The following is a 16,182-nucleotide window of genomic DNA, read 5'->3' as shown; positions in this document are numbered from 1 at the left end:
GCGTGTTGTCATTTGGATCTGTCGAGTCGACAAACAGACTGGTCGTCAAGTTTGCTCAGGACAGACTTTTCAGAATTGCCTTGAATCGCGGATGATCCCGGACAGTGTCCCAGTCGCTGTCCTGCTCTAGCCAATCGATATGGACGTTGCTTTTTCGTGTGTGTTCTTCAAGGAGATTCAGAGCGCGCTCTGTCTTTCCTGCCAATATGAGCGAGCAGGCTGTATTGTATCCGCAGGCGCTCGGGTTGATCGCATACGCGCGTTCGGCCCATTCGATACCTTTGTCGATGTTACCGCTATAAATCAAACCATTGGCGCCACGAGACATGGCGATTGCATCGTCGGGATTCAACACCAGATATTGCTCGGCAACCTCTACAGAATGCTCGGCCGCGTCCTGTTTTTCTTCTTCTGTCCCTACCGTTCGCAGCGATGTACTTCGTAATGTTGCAGCTGCAACGTCGTCAGGGCGAACGGCTCCTGCTTTTGCAAACATGTCGGCCGCTTCGCGGAATTTCCCTTGTGCGAAATAGGCCCTGCCAGCGTAATAATAGCCTTCGAACAGCCGTGGATCGAGTTTAATTGCGGACTGGTACTCAACCTCGGCTTCAGTATATTTGCCGTTCGTCGACAAAGCCAAACCGCGGCACGCATGTGCTTCGGCCAGGTCCGGTGCGAGTTGCAGTGCTTTAAGACTGCATTCCTTTGCTGCTTGTAGACTTTCCGGCGTTTTTTTAAACCACATACAGTTCCAGGCGTGGCATTCCGCAGCTCCAGCCCAGGCAAGTGCAAACTCAGGGTCCTGCTCGATGGCCTTCTCGAACATCTGTTGTGCGTAGTCGAGTTCTTTGCGTTCAAAGAAATAACGGCCGCGAAGATAGAAATCGTATGCATCCATGTTGCCCGTCGTGGCCTTCTTTTGAATCGAGCGTTGCTGAGTCGGCGTCAACTTGATTTCCAGCGCTTCCACGATATGGTGCGCAATCTCATCCTGGACGGCGAAAATGTCCTTCAGTTCGCGATCATAGGTTTCCGACCAGAGGTGTCTGTCGGATTTTCCGTCGATGAGTTGGCCAGTGATCCTGACCCGATCGCCGGAGCGCCGGACACTGCCTTCGAGGATCACATCCACGCCGAGCTTTTCCGCAACCGTACTGAGGTCGACGTCCTTCCCTTTAAAGCAAAATGAAGACGTTCTCGAGGCAACCGTGAGCTGTGGCAGCTTGCACAAAAGATTGAGCAATTCCTCGGCCATCCCGTCACTGAAATACTCGTTTTCCGGATCGTTGCTGAGGTTCAGGAATGGCAGCACGGCGATCGAACGACGCTGGTCGTCTTCACTTTCTGCTGTGGATTTCGTGGCAATCACTTCAGCGGCCTGTTCGGAGACTCCTGAATCGCCTTTGATGCCGTCGGGCGTTAGTTCGATGGCCCAGGCCATTACCAGGGCGATCGGAAAGCCGATGATTGCGAGCGCGATGACGAGTCGAACGGTCCAGTCGGGCAACAGGAGTCCCGGGAAAACGACGGAAGCGACTTCGATCAGCAGCCACGCGACGAACGCGTAAACGATCGCTACGCGAATCACCTTGCGGCGTCTTAATTCATGGTAGAACCGAACCAGGGAATTTTCTGCCATTCGCCGAGTTTTCCGTATCTGGAGGATGCGTAATCATAGCAGTCCGATTTCTCGAGGGCACATGTATTAACGCCATTGTCCCGGAGTGCGACCGCCCATTACCCCGATTCGCTGATTCTTTATTGGCTATTGGGTCAGTTCACCCAGGCTCTAATTCACCGCAACGCCAACGAAGCGAGTGTTGACCAGCAAATGCACCCAAACACTGAGCGCGTAACCGAGCAAAATGGCGGGCGCCCACTTGAGGTGGCCAAAGAAAGTATAGATGCCACGAGCCTGTCCCATTAGCGCGACGCCGGCGGCAGATCCAATCGATAACATGCTGCCACCGACACCGGCGGTCAGAGTGACCAGGAGCCACTGGTTGAGATCCATTATTGGGTTCATCTGCAGGACTGCAACCATGACCGGTATATTGTCGATGATCGCTGAGAAGAAGCCGACCAAAATGTTCGCCGTGGTCGGGCCGAGTTCCAGGTACATAAACTGCGACACCAGATCGAGATAGCCGATAAAACCCAGACCGCCGACGCACATGATAACGCCAAAGAAAAACATCAGCGTATCCCACTCCGCCCGGGCGAGTTCCCGATAGCTATCGAATGGCTGAATATCGCCTATAACGCCATAGCCGGCTTGATCGGCCGTTGCCCTAACATGCGTTCTTTGCAGGTAGTAGCCGAACATTTTTAGATAACCGAGACCCAACATCATGCCGAGGAATGGCGGCAGGTGCAGGAAATTATGGAAAGACACTGCGGTTACTATCGTACAAGCGAACAAGAATATGATGGTTTTTGCACCGCGCTTCATCTCGACAGCATCGGAATCATCGATTTTTGGTACTTCGTGCGAAACGGCGAAAGACATGATCGTCGCTGGCACAAGGTAGTTCACCACGGAGGGTATGGCGAGTGCAAAAAAGGCCTGGAATTCGACCAGCCCGCTTTGCCATACCATCAACGTCGTAATATCACCGAACGGGCTAAACGCTCCCCCGGCATTGGCAGCTACCACGATATTGATACAACTCAGTGCGGCAAAACGTCGATTATCTTTGCCGACGGCGAGGGCGACGGCACACATCACCAGGGCGGCCGTCAAATTATCAATTATTGGCGACAGAAAGAAAGTGATAAGTCCTGTGGTCCAGAACAAGCGCCGGTACCCGTACCCTTGATTGATCAGCCAGGCTCGCAGAGACTCAAATATGTTTCGCTCGCTCATCGCGTTGACGTACGTCATCGCGACCAGCAGAAACAAGAACAATTCCGTAAATTCAATCAGGAAGACCCTCACGGCAGTTTCAGCCGCGTGAACCAGGCCGTGACTCGCATACTCATAACCGACCAGCGCCCAGATAAATCCGGCGGCGAGCAATACCGGTTTGGACTTCTTCAGCTGCGTGAATTCCTCTATCACAACGAAGACATACGCAACCGCAAACAATATCAGCGCGGAGATTCCGACCCAGTTCTCCACCAGCTTCAGGGTGCCAGCAGTACCTGCCGCCAACACGCTGCCGGGAAGCAGCGCACACGCAAGGCCCGTCAGGAGCAGAACAATCGGCCGCGAGCGCCTGACAGCACGAATTTTACGAGTGGGCATGACGGATACTTTCATTTTGATTTCCTTTAGAACTCCGCGAACTGGCTCTGCCTCGGGTGCCAGGTCAATGAATTAACGAACAATTTTTTAGGCTATCAGGTGGAATATTATCAGGGCGCAAGATACGAGTTCATGAATAGATCAGAGCTTCCCGTACTTTATTCCCGCGATTTCCATAGGGTGGCCAAAGCGGTACCGGAAAAGCGACCGCAGCGCGACAACCAGCAAGGCTCCACCGACGAAAATACCAAACAATGCCAGACTGATTGGCAGCCATGGGTGATGAATGTCCATGCCCGTTCCAAACGCGATAAGGATTCCCAAAATAAAAAGGATGTGTCCGAACTGCTGCATCCGCGTTGCCTCCGTATGACATCGAGTTTTGTGCGCAGGTACGATGCCATGATATACAATTTTTGTGTCGCGTACTATATGTCGTAAGACATGCTCGCGCCACGGGGAACACGGATAACGCCAGCAACAGCCACGGCAATTGGTCTTTTTTCAGCAACAACGCGCATATGCTTGTTTGCCTTACACAAATGCCCCAACCAACGACGCGAGAAATAGCCATTCGAGTAGGTATAACCGAGCGTGCGGTACCAAGAATATTGACCAGACTGGCCGAGGCCGGTGTCTTGATAATCAAGAAGATTGGGCGGCGGAACCGCTACGAAATAGACCTTCAACGGCGACTAAGGCACCCATTGGAGTCTCACAAAACTATTGGTGAGTTTCTCCGGCCGATCAACCCTGACGGTGGTTGAGCGAGCCGCAAGTCTCGCGAAGCAAGCCAAACTTGAAATCATCTTGCTGCGTTTTGAGCCTCAACATGATCGGCAAACCCGGCGCCCGCTTCAGTATAGATATTGAACACATTGGTTGCGCCGGCTTGCTCAACAATCTCTCCTCGCACTGTACCGCCATGGCGTTCACAAAAATTCTCAAGGTCGGCAAAGGAAGTGGCAAACGGAGCGATCGCCATTCCCAGGGAAAGGGCGCAGGCGGCAACCTTGTTTTCGAGTGGCCAGTTTTTCAAGGCAGCCTCAGCGTAGCCGCTGCGCGATCAGCAAACCCTGCTTGGTGCTGTCGTCGCAAAACGCCATTTCCCAATCCGGGTCCGCCAGTATCGCTGCACAGGGAACAATATTCTTGAGGGACTTGGGAAAGTAAATATCGTGGAAGGCTGCGTAGCCGCCGATGGCAATATTGTCTTTCAGCATTGGCCACTCGATCATCGATGCCAATTCACCCGAGTCGAAAAAAATGAAATCCCAATTGGCGCCATTGGCGATTAACTTGTCGATGACGCTGCCTTTATCTTGAGAATCCATGTCCTGCAAGAACGTGATCTCGTTATCGAAATTTTTGCCCGAGGAAAACAAGTCGAGCAACCGGCGCGGCAGCGACAGCGAGGATTCTGTCGTCATCAGATCGCGTGCGGACCAATCCCAGCGACCGGCGATCTTGTTGACCTTGTGCCAGCGTTTGATCGAACAATTCTGATTTTGAAACAAGTGAAGGTGATGGGTCAGAGATTCAACATCGATGCCGCCGTACGCTTGTTTTGGTTCGTCTGCATAGAAATCAACGAGGTCGTCGCAATGTATCGTCGTGCCTTCGACAAGCTTTACGTGGCTGGAAACAGCCTCTTCATGGCGGGTATCCTTGAAATACGATCGCATCCGCGCAAAGCTCGCGTCGACGGTGCACACCTCTGCGCCGGATCTCTTTGCGAAACTCGCCCATACGGCGGTGGACAAGCCTGCGCCGATTTCCAGTACTTTCCTGCATCCTCGTTGCTCGGCAAAATCAACCATACAAGTGTAGGAGGGGAATGCCAGAAACTGTTTTTTGTTCGGGTAATTGAGGTCGGCATAGTGTTGCGCCTGCATCGCTCGCGCATTTTCCATGGCGGCAACGTTGTCAAAATTCCTTGTCAGCGCCGATTGCGAACCAGCGGCGCCATGGGTAAGTTCCTTGTATAGATGATGCAGTCTTTGTTTAACAGTCATTGATCCAGCCTGGAAAATATAGTTCGGTTCTGATGTCGGCAATCACCGGGCGAATGCAGATGATAAGCGATTAATTGTACGTGGCCGGTTATTACTTGTCCCTGCCTGAACCGCGCCATTTACACTGCAGGACGGGCTTTTCCCCCGGCCTTTTTTAATCGTTCAGCGAATGGAATTTAACATAATACAGGACGGAAGCGCCTGGCCGACTGCCGTTCAATACCGAATAACTCCTTGATATTGCGCACTCGAATACCCGGAAATGAGAGGCCTGTCGCGGCCCGCTACAGGGTGTCCCGCTAGTATTTAACTTAATTTGGCGATTTTGCATTTTGGTCGAATTGTAACCTGGAGCCCGGAACCCGGTGACGGGCGATTTTTAGCCACGATAACAGGGCCTTGATTCATGACCAAGGATAGCCAGCACCGGTCGAAACGGGGTCCACGGGAGCATCGGTTTAGCCTATGAAGTTGATAGCTTTTCTAAAGGCAGCCGTTTTTCTGCCATCGGTGTTGTGTATACTCCCGGCGCTTGGTGTCAGCGCAAATTCCGTGGACGGCGCCACTGTGCTGCCGCAGGATCGCACCCAGAATGCGCGACCTGCTGAATCGCACGAGCAGCTGCGGAGCCAGGCGGTCCAAAGTGCACGCTCCGGGGATTACGCCGTGGCCATCGACATACTCGAGCGGTTGCTTGAGCGCGATCCCGGCAATACCGATGCCTTTCATGATCTGTTGATCGTCCTCGGTTGGGCCGAGCGGGATTCGAAGCTTATGCAGTTGGCCGAGCGGCTGGACGCCGAGACCGCCCCGGTGGAAGTTGTGGAAACACTGGCCAAGTCGTTGCGCAACATCGGCGATTTCGAACAGGCCATCGGCTGGTACGAACTCGCGATTTCCCGCGCACCCGGCAGCCTGGAAAGCCACCTCGGCCTGGCAATGACCTATGCGGACCTGGGCCAGCGCAAACAAGCTTTGCGGGTACTCGGTTCTGTCGTGGTCGACGACCGGAACCGGTCACGCGTGTTGTTGGCCAAGGCCTATGTCTTTCGCGGTAGCGGTGACTTCGTCCAGGCGATTGTCGCCTATGACGAAATCCTGGCGAATGAGCCGGATCATCGCAGTGCACTACGCGGCAAGATTCTGGCAATGCAGCGTCTTCTCTTGCCGGTGCAGGCCCTGGAAATCGCATACGCCCATCCCGGCATCCTCACCGAGGATGAACTCGGGCAACTCCACACAGACTGGGGAGCTGTGCAGATACGCTGGGCAAATCAGACGGCAACCGGCAAATCGCAGGCCGGATACCCGTTAGACAAGGTGCTGAACCAGCTTGCGGGAACCCGGCGCAAGTTCGCCCGCAACGTTTCCGTGCAGCAAACCACCCGTTTCGATCGCATTGCGGCGCTACAATCCCGGCAGCGAATGAGCGAAGCAGTGTCCGAGTTTGAACAACTTGTTGCCGGGGCCGACGAAACTCCGCCATACGTTCTGGCTGCCGCGGCTGGCGCGTACTTGTACCTCAGGCAACCGGAAAAAGCGCAGGAATTGTTGCTGAGGGCTCTGCAGCAGGAGCCGGACAGCTTCGCACTGAACCATGATTTGTTCTATGTCTATGTCGACCTGGAACAGCATCGGCAGGCAATGGATCTCGCTGAAAAACTGCGGCAAAGCCAGCCGGTGTGGCGGCAGGTACCCGGTTCACGTGTTTTCAAGAGCAATCCGCGACGCATGCAGGCTGAGATCACGGCCGGTCTGTCGCTCGCTTTCGCCGATCAATTGCCCCAATCCCAGGCTCGTTTCGAAGGCCTGTTGTCAAAGGCGCCGCATAACACGGACTTGCGGCACGAACTGGCTACTGTTTATCGCCGACGCGGCTGGACCGACCGTGCCCTGTTCGAGTATCGGCAGGTGTTGTCCGTGGAGCCGGAATTGACCGCGGCGGATGTCGGTTACGCGCATGCCTTGCTGGATCGGCGCCGATACGAGCTTGCAGACAACAAAATCGGCAAGCTCGTCGTCGACACGGCCCGCAGGCAGGACGTGATGCGACTCCGGCAGAGGTGGGAGCGTCACAACGAGTATAAATACAACATCGATGCAAGCTATGGCGATAGTTCCGGCGTCCAGTTCGGCAGCCGGCAATACCGCGTAGACGGCTATTTCTTTGTCAAGCCGGTTGCCTACCGCTGGCGGCCCTTTATCCATACTACCGACGCCTTCGCCGATTTCCCTGAGGGCGATTCGACGCGCCGCCGTATAGGCGCGGGCCTCGAGTATCGAGGCGCTGACTGGCTGGGCAATCTGGAGCTAAACACCGATCGAGGCGGCGGCGGCGGCGAGTTGGGTGTCAGCGGCAGCCTGGAGTGGGTCGCCAGTGATTCATGGTCTCTGGCCGCCTTGTGGGAGACACAAAGCGGCATAGTGCCGTTGCGCGGTCACCGGGTTGGCGTGAACGCAGACCGGATTGGTCTGCAGCTTGGATATCGTGCGAGCGAGTCGCGACAATTTTCAATATCCGCTGAGCAACAAAAGCTCAGCGACGGCAACAAGCGGCAAAGCTGGTTGGGGCAGCTGAGCCAGCGCGTGGTTACCAGGCCTGTTTACAAACTTGACCTGAATGCGGAGGTTTTCGCGGCAAAGGGTAGCGCGCAAAATGTTGTCTATTTCAATCCGCGTCGCAACAGCTCGGTCCTGGTCACCGCGATTAATGAATGGCGCACTTATCGGCGTTATGAATTCGCGTTCACCCAGCAGTTCAACATCGGCTTCGGCTACCACCAACAAGACTCTTTTGGCACCGGACCGATCGGCTCTCTCCATTATCTGGCCAACCTCGAGGTCCATGCAGGCCTGAGCCTGCAATTCGGAGTGCAACGCACTCGCAATGTCTATGATGGCGAACGGGAGTACGCAACATTTTTCACGCTGGCTATCGGAGGATCGTTCTGATGCTTCGCGCCGCATCGAGCAGCATGATAATCATCCTGTCGCTGGCAGCCTGGTCCGTGCATGCCGAGCAAAGCTTTTTCGCCATTGCCTATCACGATGTTCGCAGCGACGTCATGGCTGACTACGATCCTGACCCACTTGCAGTCTCGACACAAAACCTGGCTGCGCACTTCGCATGGCTGCATCATCATGGCTACACGCCGGTCAGCATCGACGACCTCATCGCTGCCGCTCACCACGAACGAAGGTTGCCGGAAAAGGCGGTGCTGCTGACTTTCGACGATGGTTTGAAGAGCGTCTATACCGATGTATTTCCGCTGCTGAAAATTTTCAATTATCCCGCGGTGGTCAGCGTTGTTAGCGACTGGATCGAAATGCCACCCGGGCAGGCTGTCGATTACGGAGAGCGGCAACTTGGCAACGATGATTTTATCGACTGGGCCGAGGCTCGGGAGATGCGGGAATCCGGGCTGGTCGAAATCGCTTCGCACAGCGCCAACCTGCACCTGGGCATTGTTGCCAACCCGCAGGCCAACTCGATGCCGGCAGCGGTTAACCGGGCTTATCGCGATGGCCGCTATGAATCATATGAAGACTTTCATGCCCGGATCGCCGCCGACCTTGGGCGCAGTGTCGATGCAATTCGTACTGCTGTCGGCTCAGCCCCGCGAATCATGAGCTGGCCGTACGGAAAATACACGTCGTCGAGCCTGGATCTGGCCGCCAGCCATGGCATGCCTGTCTCGCTCACTCTCGATACCGGGATGAATACGCTGTCCGATCTTGCCAGTATTCGACGCATTTTAATCCGCGAAAATCCGGGTATCTATGAGTTCTCCGCTGAACTGCTGCTCCAGGATAAATCGGTCCTCAGGGCTGCGCAGGTCGATCTTGATTATGTCTATGACGATGACCCGGTGCAGCAGGAGTCTAATCTCGATGCATTGATCGAGCGGATCAAGGAACTGCAGATCAGCCACGTTTTTCTACAGGCTTTTGCGGACCCCGATGCCGATGGCGCTGCTGACGCCTTGTATTTTCCAAATCGGCACCTGCCGGTTCGGGCTGACTTGTTCAGTCGCGTTGCCTGGCAACTCAAGACTCGTTCAGATGTGCGAGTCTTCGCATGGATGCCGCTACTGGCGTTCCACGGCGAGAAATTCGACCCCGCCTGGCAGGTTCTCGAACACTCGGCGGCAGGTGTAAAGCCAGATCCGGATAGCGAGCCCAGGCTGTCTCCGTTTCACCCCGAGGCCCGGCGTGTGATCCGCGAGATTTACCAGGATCTTGCGACCTACGCAGATTTCGATGGTATTTTGTTTCACGATGATGGCCGTTTGAACGAACACGAGGACGCCAGTGCTGCCGCAATGGACAGTTACCGTCGTGAATTCGGCGATGACTTTGAAATCTCGCTGGCGCACGACGATCCGGAGCTCGGCAAAAGGTGGTCGAGGTTCAAAACCCGGACGCTGATCGATCTTGGCAACGACCTGATCTGGATTTTGCGGCAACAGAAGCCGGAGCTAAGGACAGCCCGCAACCTGTTCGCTCCTGCAGCCCTTGACGATTCGAGCGAAACGTGGCTGGCGCAATCCATGGATCTGTTTCTTGAAAGTTACGACTATGTGGCGTTGATGGCGATGCCATACCTGGAAAACAGCGATGACCCGGATCTCTACCTCGACCGTCTGGCAAAAGCGGTGGCACAGCGCGATGGCGGACTGGAGCGCACAATTTTTGAGCTGCAGGCGATCGACTGGCGCACTGGAACCGAAATTCCGGCAACGGTCCTTATACGGCAAATGCGCAGGCTGCAGGCGGCGGGAGTGAAACATCTCGCCTATTATCCCGATGATTTCATCGCCAACAGACCGGCTCTGGAGCAGCTTCGGCAGGGCATTTCACTGGCGGACTATCCGTTTAGCCGGAGGTAAATCCTATGGATGCCTTATTCAGTTTCACTTTTTACTACCCGCTGTTGATGGCATACATGTGGATTCTCGGCGCGCTTTTTTATTACTACCATCGTGAGCGGGTGGACCGTCGCGCACCGACCGATCCACCGGAACTGCCGGACTATCCCGGAATTTCCTTTCTCATCCCCTGTCACAACGAATCGGAAAGCGTGATCGACACGATCGAATCGGTGGTCTTGCAGCAATACCCGGTTTTCGAAATCATCGCGATCAATGACGCCAGCGATGACGATACGGGTCAGATACTCGACAAGCTGGCAACCAGGCACGACCAGCTCAGGGTCATTCATTTCAATGTGAACCAGGGCAAGGCAATGGGGCTGCGGATGGCAGCAATGGCATCGCGTTATGAATACCTGGTTTGTCTCGATGGCGACGCCATTCTCGATCCATACGCGTCGAAGTGGATTATGCGTCACTTCATCAATGGCCCGCGGGTAGGGGCGGTAACCGGAAATCCGCGGGTGAGAAATCGCACGACCCTGCTGGGCAAGATCCAGGTTGGCGAGTTTTCTTCGATTATCGGTCTCATCAAGCGTGCGCAACGGATTTATGGCCGGATTTTTACCGTTTCCGGTGTCGTGGCGGCATTTCGCAAGGAAGCGCTGCAAATGGTTGGATTCTGGAACCTGAACACGGTAACCGAGGACATCGACATCAGTTGGCGGTTGCAGCTCGGCCACTGGGATATTCGTTACGAACCCAATGCGTTGTGCTGGATTCTGATGCCGGAAAAACTGTTGGGTCTCTGGCGTCAACGATTGCGCTGGGCGCAGGGCGGTATCGAAGCCCTGATGCTACATAAAAAATCGCTGCGTCATTGGCATAGCCGCCGAATGTGGCTGGTGACGACCGAGTTGGTGGTCAGCACCTTCTGGGCATACGCGATGTTGACGAGTTTCTTGTTATGGGGCCTGGGGAAATTTGTCGAACTGCCCGCCGCATTGCAAGCGCCGGGCATTATTCCCGGCTGGACCGGTGTGCTGCTGGGTTTCACCTGCCTCGTGCAATTCGCCGTCAGTCTGACGATCGATAGCCGCTACGAGCCACGGCTCAGCCGCTATTATTACTGGATGGTCTGGTACCCGCTGCTTTACTGGGTTCTGCAGGCGATGGCGACTTGCGTGGCGGTGCCAAAGGCATTGTTGTCCGGGCTCAAAAAAAGAGGAACCTGGACCAGTCCGGACCGCGGTATCAGAGCCAGCAAGGCTCCCTGAAAATCATGAAACCAGACGCCTATATCGTATCGATCAAGCCCAAAGACCGGCGGAACCGGGCCAGGGATACCTTCCTGACCTTGTTGATGTGGGGGGTCTATATCTACCTCTGGATCCCGCTGATTACCCTGGGCGCGTGGCTGGCGGGTTTCGACAGATTTTATGAAGTCATGATTAACTACGGCGGGTTCGATGTCGTGATGGGGCTGCTCGATTGGTATGCACTAATGATCATTACGATTGCCGGCTGTATCGTGAGCTGGTCCGGGATAAATTATCGCCGTTTCCACGGCAAGGAACGCAGATACTCTGCGCCAGGGACGGAAGCACGAAAAATCAGCGAATTTTTTGGCGTACCGGAGACGGAAATTGACCGTATTCAATCCTCCAGGCGGCTGCTGATCGACCTCGATGATCTTGGCTGCATTTCGAACATAACGCACGGTGGTTATAACGAAGCTGAGGAGCAGGGAGATCCTTGACCAACTGATCCCCGTATAAGTGCCTGTCGGACTTGGGATTGTTCTGCCGCGGGCTAGTCCACTCGAATGGTTTTGCGAAGGTATTGGCTGGGATGGCGGTGGGTGACATAGTCGAAGTCAGTGGTTTTGTAACTGCCGATGCTGATATCGTCACTAAGCGCATTGAGATCAAACCGGCCGGCTCGCAATTTGCAGTGCGTGGCATCGTCAGCGGCCCGGATACCAACACCTTGAGATTCTCGATCAATGCACGGGTCGTTGCTTACAGTGCGGCAACTCCGAACGACTTCCCCGGCAGCATGGTTTCCTGCCCTGCTGACAACAGGTAGATTTCCGTCAACCTGTCTATACTCAACCGGCAGCAGTATGCTCGAAAAGTCTGGAAAGACGGCAGGCTCATTCATTAGGGAGATGGATTCGATGAATGATGAATTGAGACAGGTGTTGAAAAGCAGTCTGTTGGGTACCGCGGGTGCGATGTGGGTGGTCGGCGGGTTTGCCATAGTCTGGAATATGTTTGCAGAACACTGGGCTCTTGGCTGGGCTTCGCTGTTTATCTGGGTCTGGGGCGGTTGGGCCGGCGCCTTGTACTTCGATATCAAGCGTTTTTTCGGCTAGAACCCAAAGCCTGCATACCGAACACGCCTTGTGGCCCGCCAGCTCAGGGCACTGCAAGCCGACCCACGTAGTTGGTGTCGGTGCCGAACCACACTTCCCGGCTTTCCGGGTGGAAGTACATGTGGCGTATGGTTCCCGCGCCGCTGGGGATGTCAAACCCCGCGAAGAATTCTTCATTTTCCGGGTCGAAGCCAACCAGGCGATTCGGGCTGATACCGGTTTCCGCTATCCATATATTGCCATTGTCATCCAGCGCCGTGCCGTAGGGGCGTGACTGTTTGCCGGATGGCAATTCCCATTCTTTAATTTCCTGGCTTTCAGGAGAGTAACGGCCGAGAAAGCCACCGGCATAATCGACATACCAGACATCGCCGTTTGGGCCAATCTCCATTCGCCGCGGACGCGCGTCTGACCGTGGCAATGGTATCTCCGTCAGCTCCAGGGTCGCCGGATCGATGGTCGCCAGCCTGCTGGTTCCAAACAGGACGATCCAGGGCCGGTCCTTTGCATCGAGCTTGATGCCATACGGGCGTGCCCGCGATGTGGGGACATCCACCAGGCGGACTTCCCCGGATTGGGTATCCAGATGCCCGATCATGTTACTTTGCTGCAGCGTGAACCAGATGTTGCCATCGCTGGCAAACACCAGCGTATGCGGGTCGCGGGCGGTCGCTTCGGGCATCGGGTATTTCTTTATCTCTCCGTTGGCTGGATTGAGCCTGCCAATGTGTGCGTTGCGGTTGCCGGCATACCAGACGAAACCATCCTGATCGACGATCAGGTTGTGCGGATGGGTTCCGGTGTCGACTGCATAGCGCTTGAACTCACCGGTCTCGGGAACCAGGTAGGCGATGTAATTTCCCCGCTGGCCACAAAACCAGACCCGGCCTTTATCATCGACGAAAGGGTCGCGCGGTACGGTGCCTTCCCATGGCACCAGCCATTCCCTGATGTCCAGAGGCTCGGCCGCTTGCCCAGCGTTGGCAACGAGAAGCATCGGGACAAGCAGCAATGAACGGAACAGGATTTTCAAGTGGGCGGCTCCAGATCAGCGATATTCAGGTTCCTGGACATTGCCATATTATTAAAGCCTTGCTCGGAGTTGCAGACCGAGTTCCGTAGCCAGTTTCTGCATTCGTGGATCATCGTAATATAAGTGCGCTGCCGGATACCATGCAACCATCCATGGGTACCAGGGCAATTTGCTTTCTTTTGCGATATTCAGCCAGTGGAACATTTCCTCGTCGTTGCCTATAGCCGCATTGATCAAAGCCAATGGCAAGGCGTTGCCCGGCTCTTTTTCCATGGCATCGGCAATTTTTTGCGCGTCCTCGATTCGCCCGGCGAGTGCGTATGAGTAACCGGGCGCCCATGACCAGAAGTCACTGTCGCGCAGTTTTTCGTGTGCCTCGACTGCCTTGTCAAATTCGCCGGTTTCAGCAAAGGTATTACCCAACACCAGCAAGCCAACCGCATAATTGTCTCTGAGCTCAAGCGTCATATTCGCGTATTCAATTGCTTTTTCATATATGCCGGCTTGTCTATATTGAGCAGCGAGCCAGCCGATATAAAAAGGCGAAAGCGGACCCAGTTCCCTGGTTTTTTCACCGGCAGCCAGCGCTTCTTCGGTACGGCCCAGCAGTTCCAGCAACCAGGCGTAGTGGTAATGGGCGCCGGCCAGACTGGGGTTAAGTTTCAATGCGCGAATGAAAGCGTTTTCGGCGTCTTGCCAGTTCCATCCGTAATAAAGATTGAACATACCGATGGCCAGGTGCGCCTCGGCCAGCGTGTCGTCAAGCTCCAGCGCCTTTAACGCCGCATCCCTGGCCTGAGTGTATGCACCATCGACCGGGAAAGGGCTGTGGCCAAGTTTTGCATAGCCGTATGCGAGGCCGGCATACGCGAGAGCGCTCGTGGGGTTATTTTCGACCGCTTTGCTCAGTATGGCCAAACCGCGCCGGTATCCGCGTCTCGTCTCCTTGTGCAGCTGAAACATCCCTTTTAGGTAGTCGTCATAGCTTACTGGATTGACTGTGCGGACTGTCGCCAATCTTTTTTCCTCATCCGGCGTCAGTCGGACTTCGACTGCATTGGCAATGGCACGGGCCAGCTCGCCTTGTAGTGAAAGTATGCCGGTTAGCTCGCGCTCAAAGCTCTCTGACCAGACATAGGCGCTGGTTGCTGTGCTAATGATCCTAACGATAATTCTTACCCTGTTTCCCTCCCGTGTAACCGACCCTTCGATCACGTTGTCGACGCCCAGCGCTGTGCCAATGCCTGGAATAGACAATCCTTTTTTTAATCTCAGGGTCGATGTTCTCGAGCTGACCGTGAGCGACTGGATCTTGGATAAGCTGGTAATCAAGGCATCGTGCATGCCGGCTGAGAAATACTCCTGATCCGGGTCTCCGCTCAGGTTTTCCAATGGGAGTACGGCGATTGAGCTGTTTGAATCGCCAGCACTTTTCTGCATGGACCGTGTTTCAATAATTCGATTGCTCAAGTAAAAAACGACCAGGACGGATGTTGCGATAAGTACGGTCAGAATCACGATGTCGATTCGCTGCAGGGAAAGATCGGTGTGTACAACGCCTGGGGCAGCCGCCGTTCGTACGACCCCGTGAGTCGTTAGGTCGTAATGCCAGCTAAAGATCAGTGCCAGCGGCAGGCCAAGAAGAACGCCAAGCCACACGTAACGAATAGCCGCCTCGGGGACATTTACCGCAGGAAATACTTCGCTGGAAACCTGCACGGCGACCCAGCCGGCCACAATGTAAATCGCCGCCATAGTGAACACCCGGCGACGTCGCAGCTCTTGAATGAAATGTCGCACATGACCCATACCGCAAGTTTAGTGCATCTGACACTTATTGCAGCAGCCTGCAACGACAATGCCCGATTTCGAGCGCGGACTTCGATTGCGTCTATTTCACAGATGTGGTCTCAGGCCGACGCCAGTCGAGCTATCGCGGTGATATAGGTCTTGCGGAGGTGCCTGCGGAATGACACCGGTTCCAGGCCGCATTTGTTGAATAAAGCCGCAAAGCTTTTTTCATTAAACAGGTTCAGGTGCCATGGGAGCCACAGGTAGCGCCAGTTTTTGCCCGCGCGGCGTGCCTTGAAATGACTGCTGCAGGGTGTTTCCAGCATTATACAGCCACCCGGTCGCTACAAAGCCGTTGCGGCAGTGAGAAACCTGACCGGGTCGAGGACGTGCTCGATGACCTGGCGGGAAACGATGACATCGAAGCGCGCATCCGTGAATTCCACGTCCAGGAACATCTGGTTATGAACTTCAAACCCCAGGCTGCGTGCGTATTCGGCCTCGCCGTCGCCCGGCTCCACGCCGGCAATGCTTGTAAAGCCGGCCATCCTGGCGCCACGCAGAAAGTCTCCTGGGCCACGGCCAATCTCAAGCAGGCTATCTCCGGAAACGAGACGCCTGAGTTTTCGTGCTCGCCGACCGAGACGCCACGCTCGCGTGGGTTTGCTCAGGTGACTGTAGGTCTGGCCGGCGGGGACGGACCATTCGTTTCGATACAGAATTTCAAGTTCTTCTGCATCCGGCACCGGGCTCGTGTAAAGCAATGTGCAGTTGGTGCAACGAAAAATCTTGTACACGCCACGATCCGTATACTAATCACCGGAACCCTGGCAAACAGGACATTGCTT

The 16,182-nt window shown here is 55.0% G+C and carries 16 protein-coding genes; 6 read left to right on the top strand and 10 right to left on the bottom strand.

The genetic code is table 11. The features are described 5' to 3' along the window. Positions 1-55: 55 nt before the first annotated feature. The 6 genes from IIA05_10255 to IIA05_10230 form a co-directional block, all read right to left on the bottom strand. Positions 56-1,507: a tetratricopeptide repeat protein gene (locus tag IIA05_10255; protein MCH9027486.1), complete on the bottom strand. Its 1,452-nt coding sequence runs from the start codon at positions 1,505-1,507 to the stop codon at positions 56-58. A 282-nt stretch (positions 1,508-1,789) separates the two neighbouring features. After that, the gene (nhaD, locus tag IIA05_10250; GenBank protein MCH9027485.1) at positions 1,790-3,247 is read right to left on the bottom strand and encodes a sodium:proton antiporter NhaD; all 1,458 of its coding nucleotides are present in this window, start codon (positions 3,245-3,247) and stop codon (positions 1,790-1,792) included. A 141-nt stretch (positions 3,248-3,388) separates the two neighbouring features. After that, positions 3,389-3,601, bottom strand: coding sequence for a hypothetical protein (locus IIA05_10245; GenBank protein ID MCH9027484.1), 213 nt, complete (start codon positions 3,599-3,601; stop codon positions 3,389-3,391). Between the two features lie 74 nt (positions 3,602-3,675). Next, positions 3,676-3,936 (bottom strand): hypothetical protein, encoded by a 261-nt coding sequence (locus IIA05_10240; GenBank protein MCH9027483.1) that lies wholly within the window; start codon positions 3,934-3,936, stop codon positions 3,676-3,678. 116 nt (positions 3,937-4,052) lie between these two features. After that, complete coding sequence (locus IIA05_10235) at positions 4,053-4,286, bottom strand: hypothetical protein (GenBank protein ID MCH9027482.1); 234 nt, start codon at positions 4,284-4,286, stop codon at positions 4,053-4,055. 7 nt (positions 4,287-4,293) lie between these two features. After that, entirely contained in the window at positions 4,294-5,262 is a 969-nt protein-coding gene (locus IIA05_10230) for a hypothetical protein (protein MCH9027481.1), read from the bottom strand. 465 nt (positions 5,263-5,727) lie between these two features. On the opposite strand from IIA05_10230, the gene pgaA reads away from it, so the two are divergent. The 6 genes from pgaA (at position 5,728) to IIA05_10200 (ending at position 12,510) form a co-directional block, all read left to right on the top strand. Beyond that, complete coding sequence (pgaA, locus tag IIA05_10225; GenBank protein MCH9027480.1) at positions 5,728-8,214, top strand: poly-beta-1,6 N-acetyl-D-glucosamine export porin PgaA; 2,487 nt, start codon at positions 5,728-5,730, stop codon at positions 8,212-8,214. After that, on the top strand, positions 8,214-10,151 hold the full coding sequence (gene pgaB, locus IIA05_10220; protein MCH9027479.1) for a poly-beta-1,6-N-acetyl-D-glucosamine N-deacetylase PgaB: 1,938 nt from the start codon (positions 8,214-8,216) through the stop codon (positions 10,149-10,151). The genes pgaA and pgaB overlap by 1 nt, the downstream gene beginning before the upstream one ends. A gap of 5 nt (positions 10,152-10,156) precedes the next feature. Next, the gene (pgaC, locus tag IIA05_10215) at positions 10,157-11,410 is read left to right on the top strand and encodes a poly-beta-1,6 N-acetyl-D-glucosamine synthase (GenBank protein ID MCH9027478.1); all 1,254 of its coding nucleotides are present in this window, start codon (positions 10,157-10,159) and stop codon (positions 11,408-11,410) included. A gap of 5 nt (positions 11,411-11,415) precedes the next feature. Beyond that, positions 11,416-11,892 carry a poly-beta-1,6-N-acetyl-D-glucosamine biosynthesis protein PgaD gene (gene pgaD, locus IIA05_10210; GenBank protein ID MCH9027477.1) on the top strand — a complete coding sequence of 159 codons (477 nt, stop codon included), beginning with the start codon at positions 11,416-11,418 and terminating at the stop codon, positions 11,890-11,892. 92 nt (positions 11,893-11,984) lie between these two features. Further along, positions 11,985-12,221, top strand: a complete 237-nt coding sequence (locus tag IIA05_10205) for a hypothetical protein (protein MCH9027476.1) — start codon at positions 11,985-11,987, stop codon at positions 12,219-12,221. A gap of 91 nt (positions 12,222-12,312) precedes the next feature. Continuing rightward, entirely contained in the window at positions 12,313-12,510 is a 198-nt protein-coding gene (locus IIA05_10200; GenBank protein MCH9027475.1) for a hypothetical protein, read from the top strand. Positions 12,511-12,553: 43 nt separating this feature from the next. Here the strand turns inward: IIA05_10200 and IIA05_10195 are convergent, their stop codons facing one another. From IIA05_10195 to IIA05_10180, 4 genes are all read right to left on the bottom strand, one after another. Beyond that, positions 12,554-13,507, bottom strand: a complete 954-nt coding sequence (locus IIA05_10195; protein MCH9027474.1) for a lyase — start codon at positions 13,505-13,507, stop codon at positions 12,554-12,556. Positions 13,508-13,594: 87 nt separating this feature from the next. Beyond that, entirely contained in the window at positions 13,595-15,298 is a 1,704-nt protein-coding gene (locus tag IIA05_10190; GenBank protein MCH9027473.1) for a tetratricopeptide repeat protein, read from the bottom strand. A 155-nt stretch (positions 15,299-15,453) separates the two neighbouring features. Then, positions 15,454-15,660 (bottom strand): hypothetical protein, encoded by a 207-nt coding sequence (locus IIA05_10185; protein ID MCH9027472.1) that lies wholly within the window; start codon positions 15,658-15,660, stop codon positions 15,454-15,456. 18 nt (positions 15,661-15,678) lie between these two features. Then, positions 15,679-16,131 carry a methyltransferase domain-containing protein gene (locus tag IIA05_10180; GenBank protein ID MCH9027471.1) on the bottom strand — a complete coding sequence of 151 codons (453 nt, stop codon included), beginning with the start codon at positions 16,129-16,131 and terminating at the stop codon, positions 15,679-15,681. Positions 16,132-16,182: the final 51 nt, after the last annotated feature.

The organism is Pseudomonadota bacterium (genome assembly GCA_022572885.1).
Taxonomy (GTDB): domain Bacteria; phylum Pseudomonadota; class Gammaproteobacteria; order Steroidobacterales; family MnTg04; genus MnTg04.
This window is presented reverse-complemented; position numbering and strand designations above follow the sequence as displayed.

Coding starts and splice junctions, on each gene's coding strand:
- IIA05_10185 (MCH9027472.1), bottom strand. CDS start 15,660: ATGCTGGAAACACCCTGCAGCAGTCATTTCAAGGCACGCCGCGCGGGC.
- pgaD (MCH9027477.1), top strand. CDS start 11,416: ATGAAACCAGACGCCTATATCGTATCGATCAAGCCCAAAGACCGGCGG.
- pgaB (MCH9027479.1), top strand. CDS start 8,214: ATGCTTCGCGCCGCATCGAGCAGCATGATAATCATCCTGTCGCTGGCA.
- IIA05_10205 (MCH9027476.1), top strand. CDS start 11,985: ATGGCGGTGGGTGACATAGTCGAAGTCAGTGGTTTTGTAACTGCCGAT.
- nhaD (MCH9027485.1), bottom strand. CDS start 3,247: ATGCCCACTCGTAAAATTCGTGCTGTCAGGCGCTCGCGGCCGATTGTT.
- IIA05_10200 (MCH9027475.1), top strand. CDS start 12,313: ATGAATGATGAATTGAGACAGGTGTTGAAAAGCAGTCTGTTGGGTACC.
- IIA05_10230 (MCH9027481.1), bottom strand. CDS start 5,262: ATGACTGTTAAACAAAGACTGCATCATCTATACAAGGAACTTACCCAT.
- IIA05_10190 (MCH9027473.1), bottom strand. CDS start 15,298: ATGGCGGCGATTTACATTGTGGCCGGCTGGGTCGCCGTGCAGGTTTCC.
- IIA05_10245 (MCH9027484.1), bottom strand. CDS start 3,601: ATGCAGCAGTTCGGACACATCCTTTTTATTTTGGGAATCCTTATCGCG.
- pgaA (MCH9027480.1), top strand. CDS start 5,728: ATGAAGTTGATAGCTTTTCTAAAGGCAGCCGTTTTTCTGCCATCGGTG.
- pgaC (MCH9027478.1), top strand. CDS start 10,157: ATGGATGCCTTATTCAGTTTCACTTTTTACTACCCGCTGTTGATGGCA.
- IIA05_10195 (MCH9027474.1), bottom strand. CDS start 13,507: ATGCTTCTCGTTGCCAACGCTGGGCAAGCGGCCGAGCCTCTGGACATC.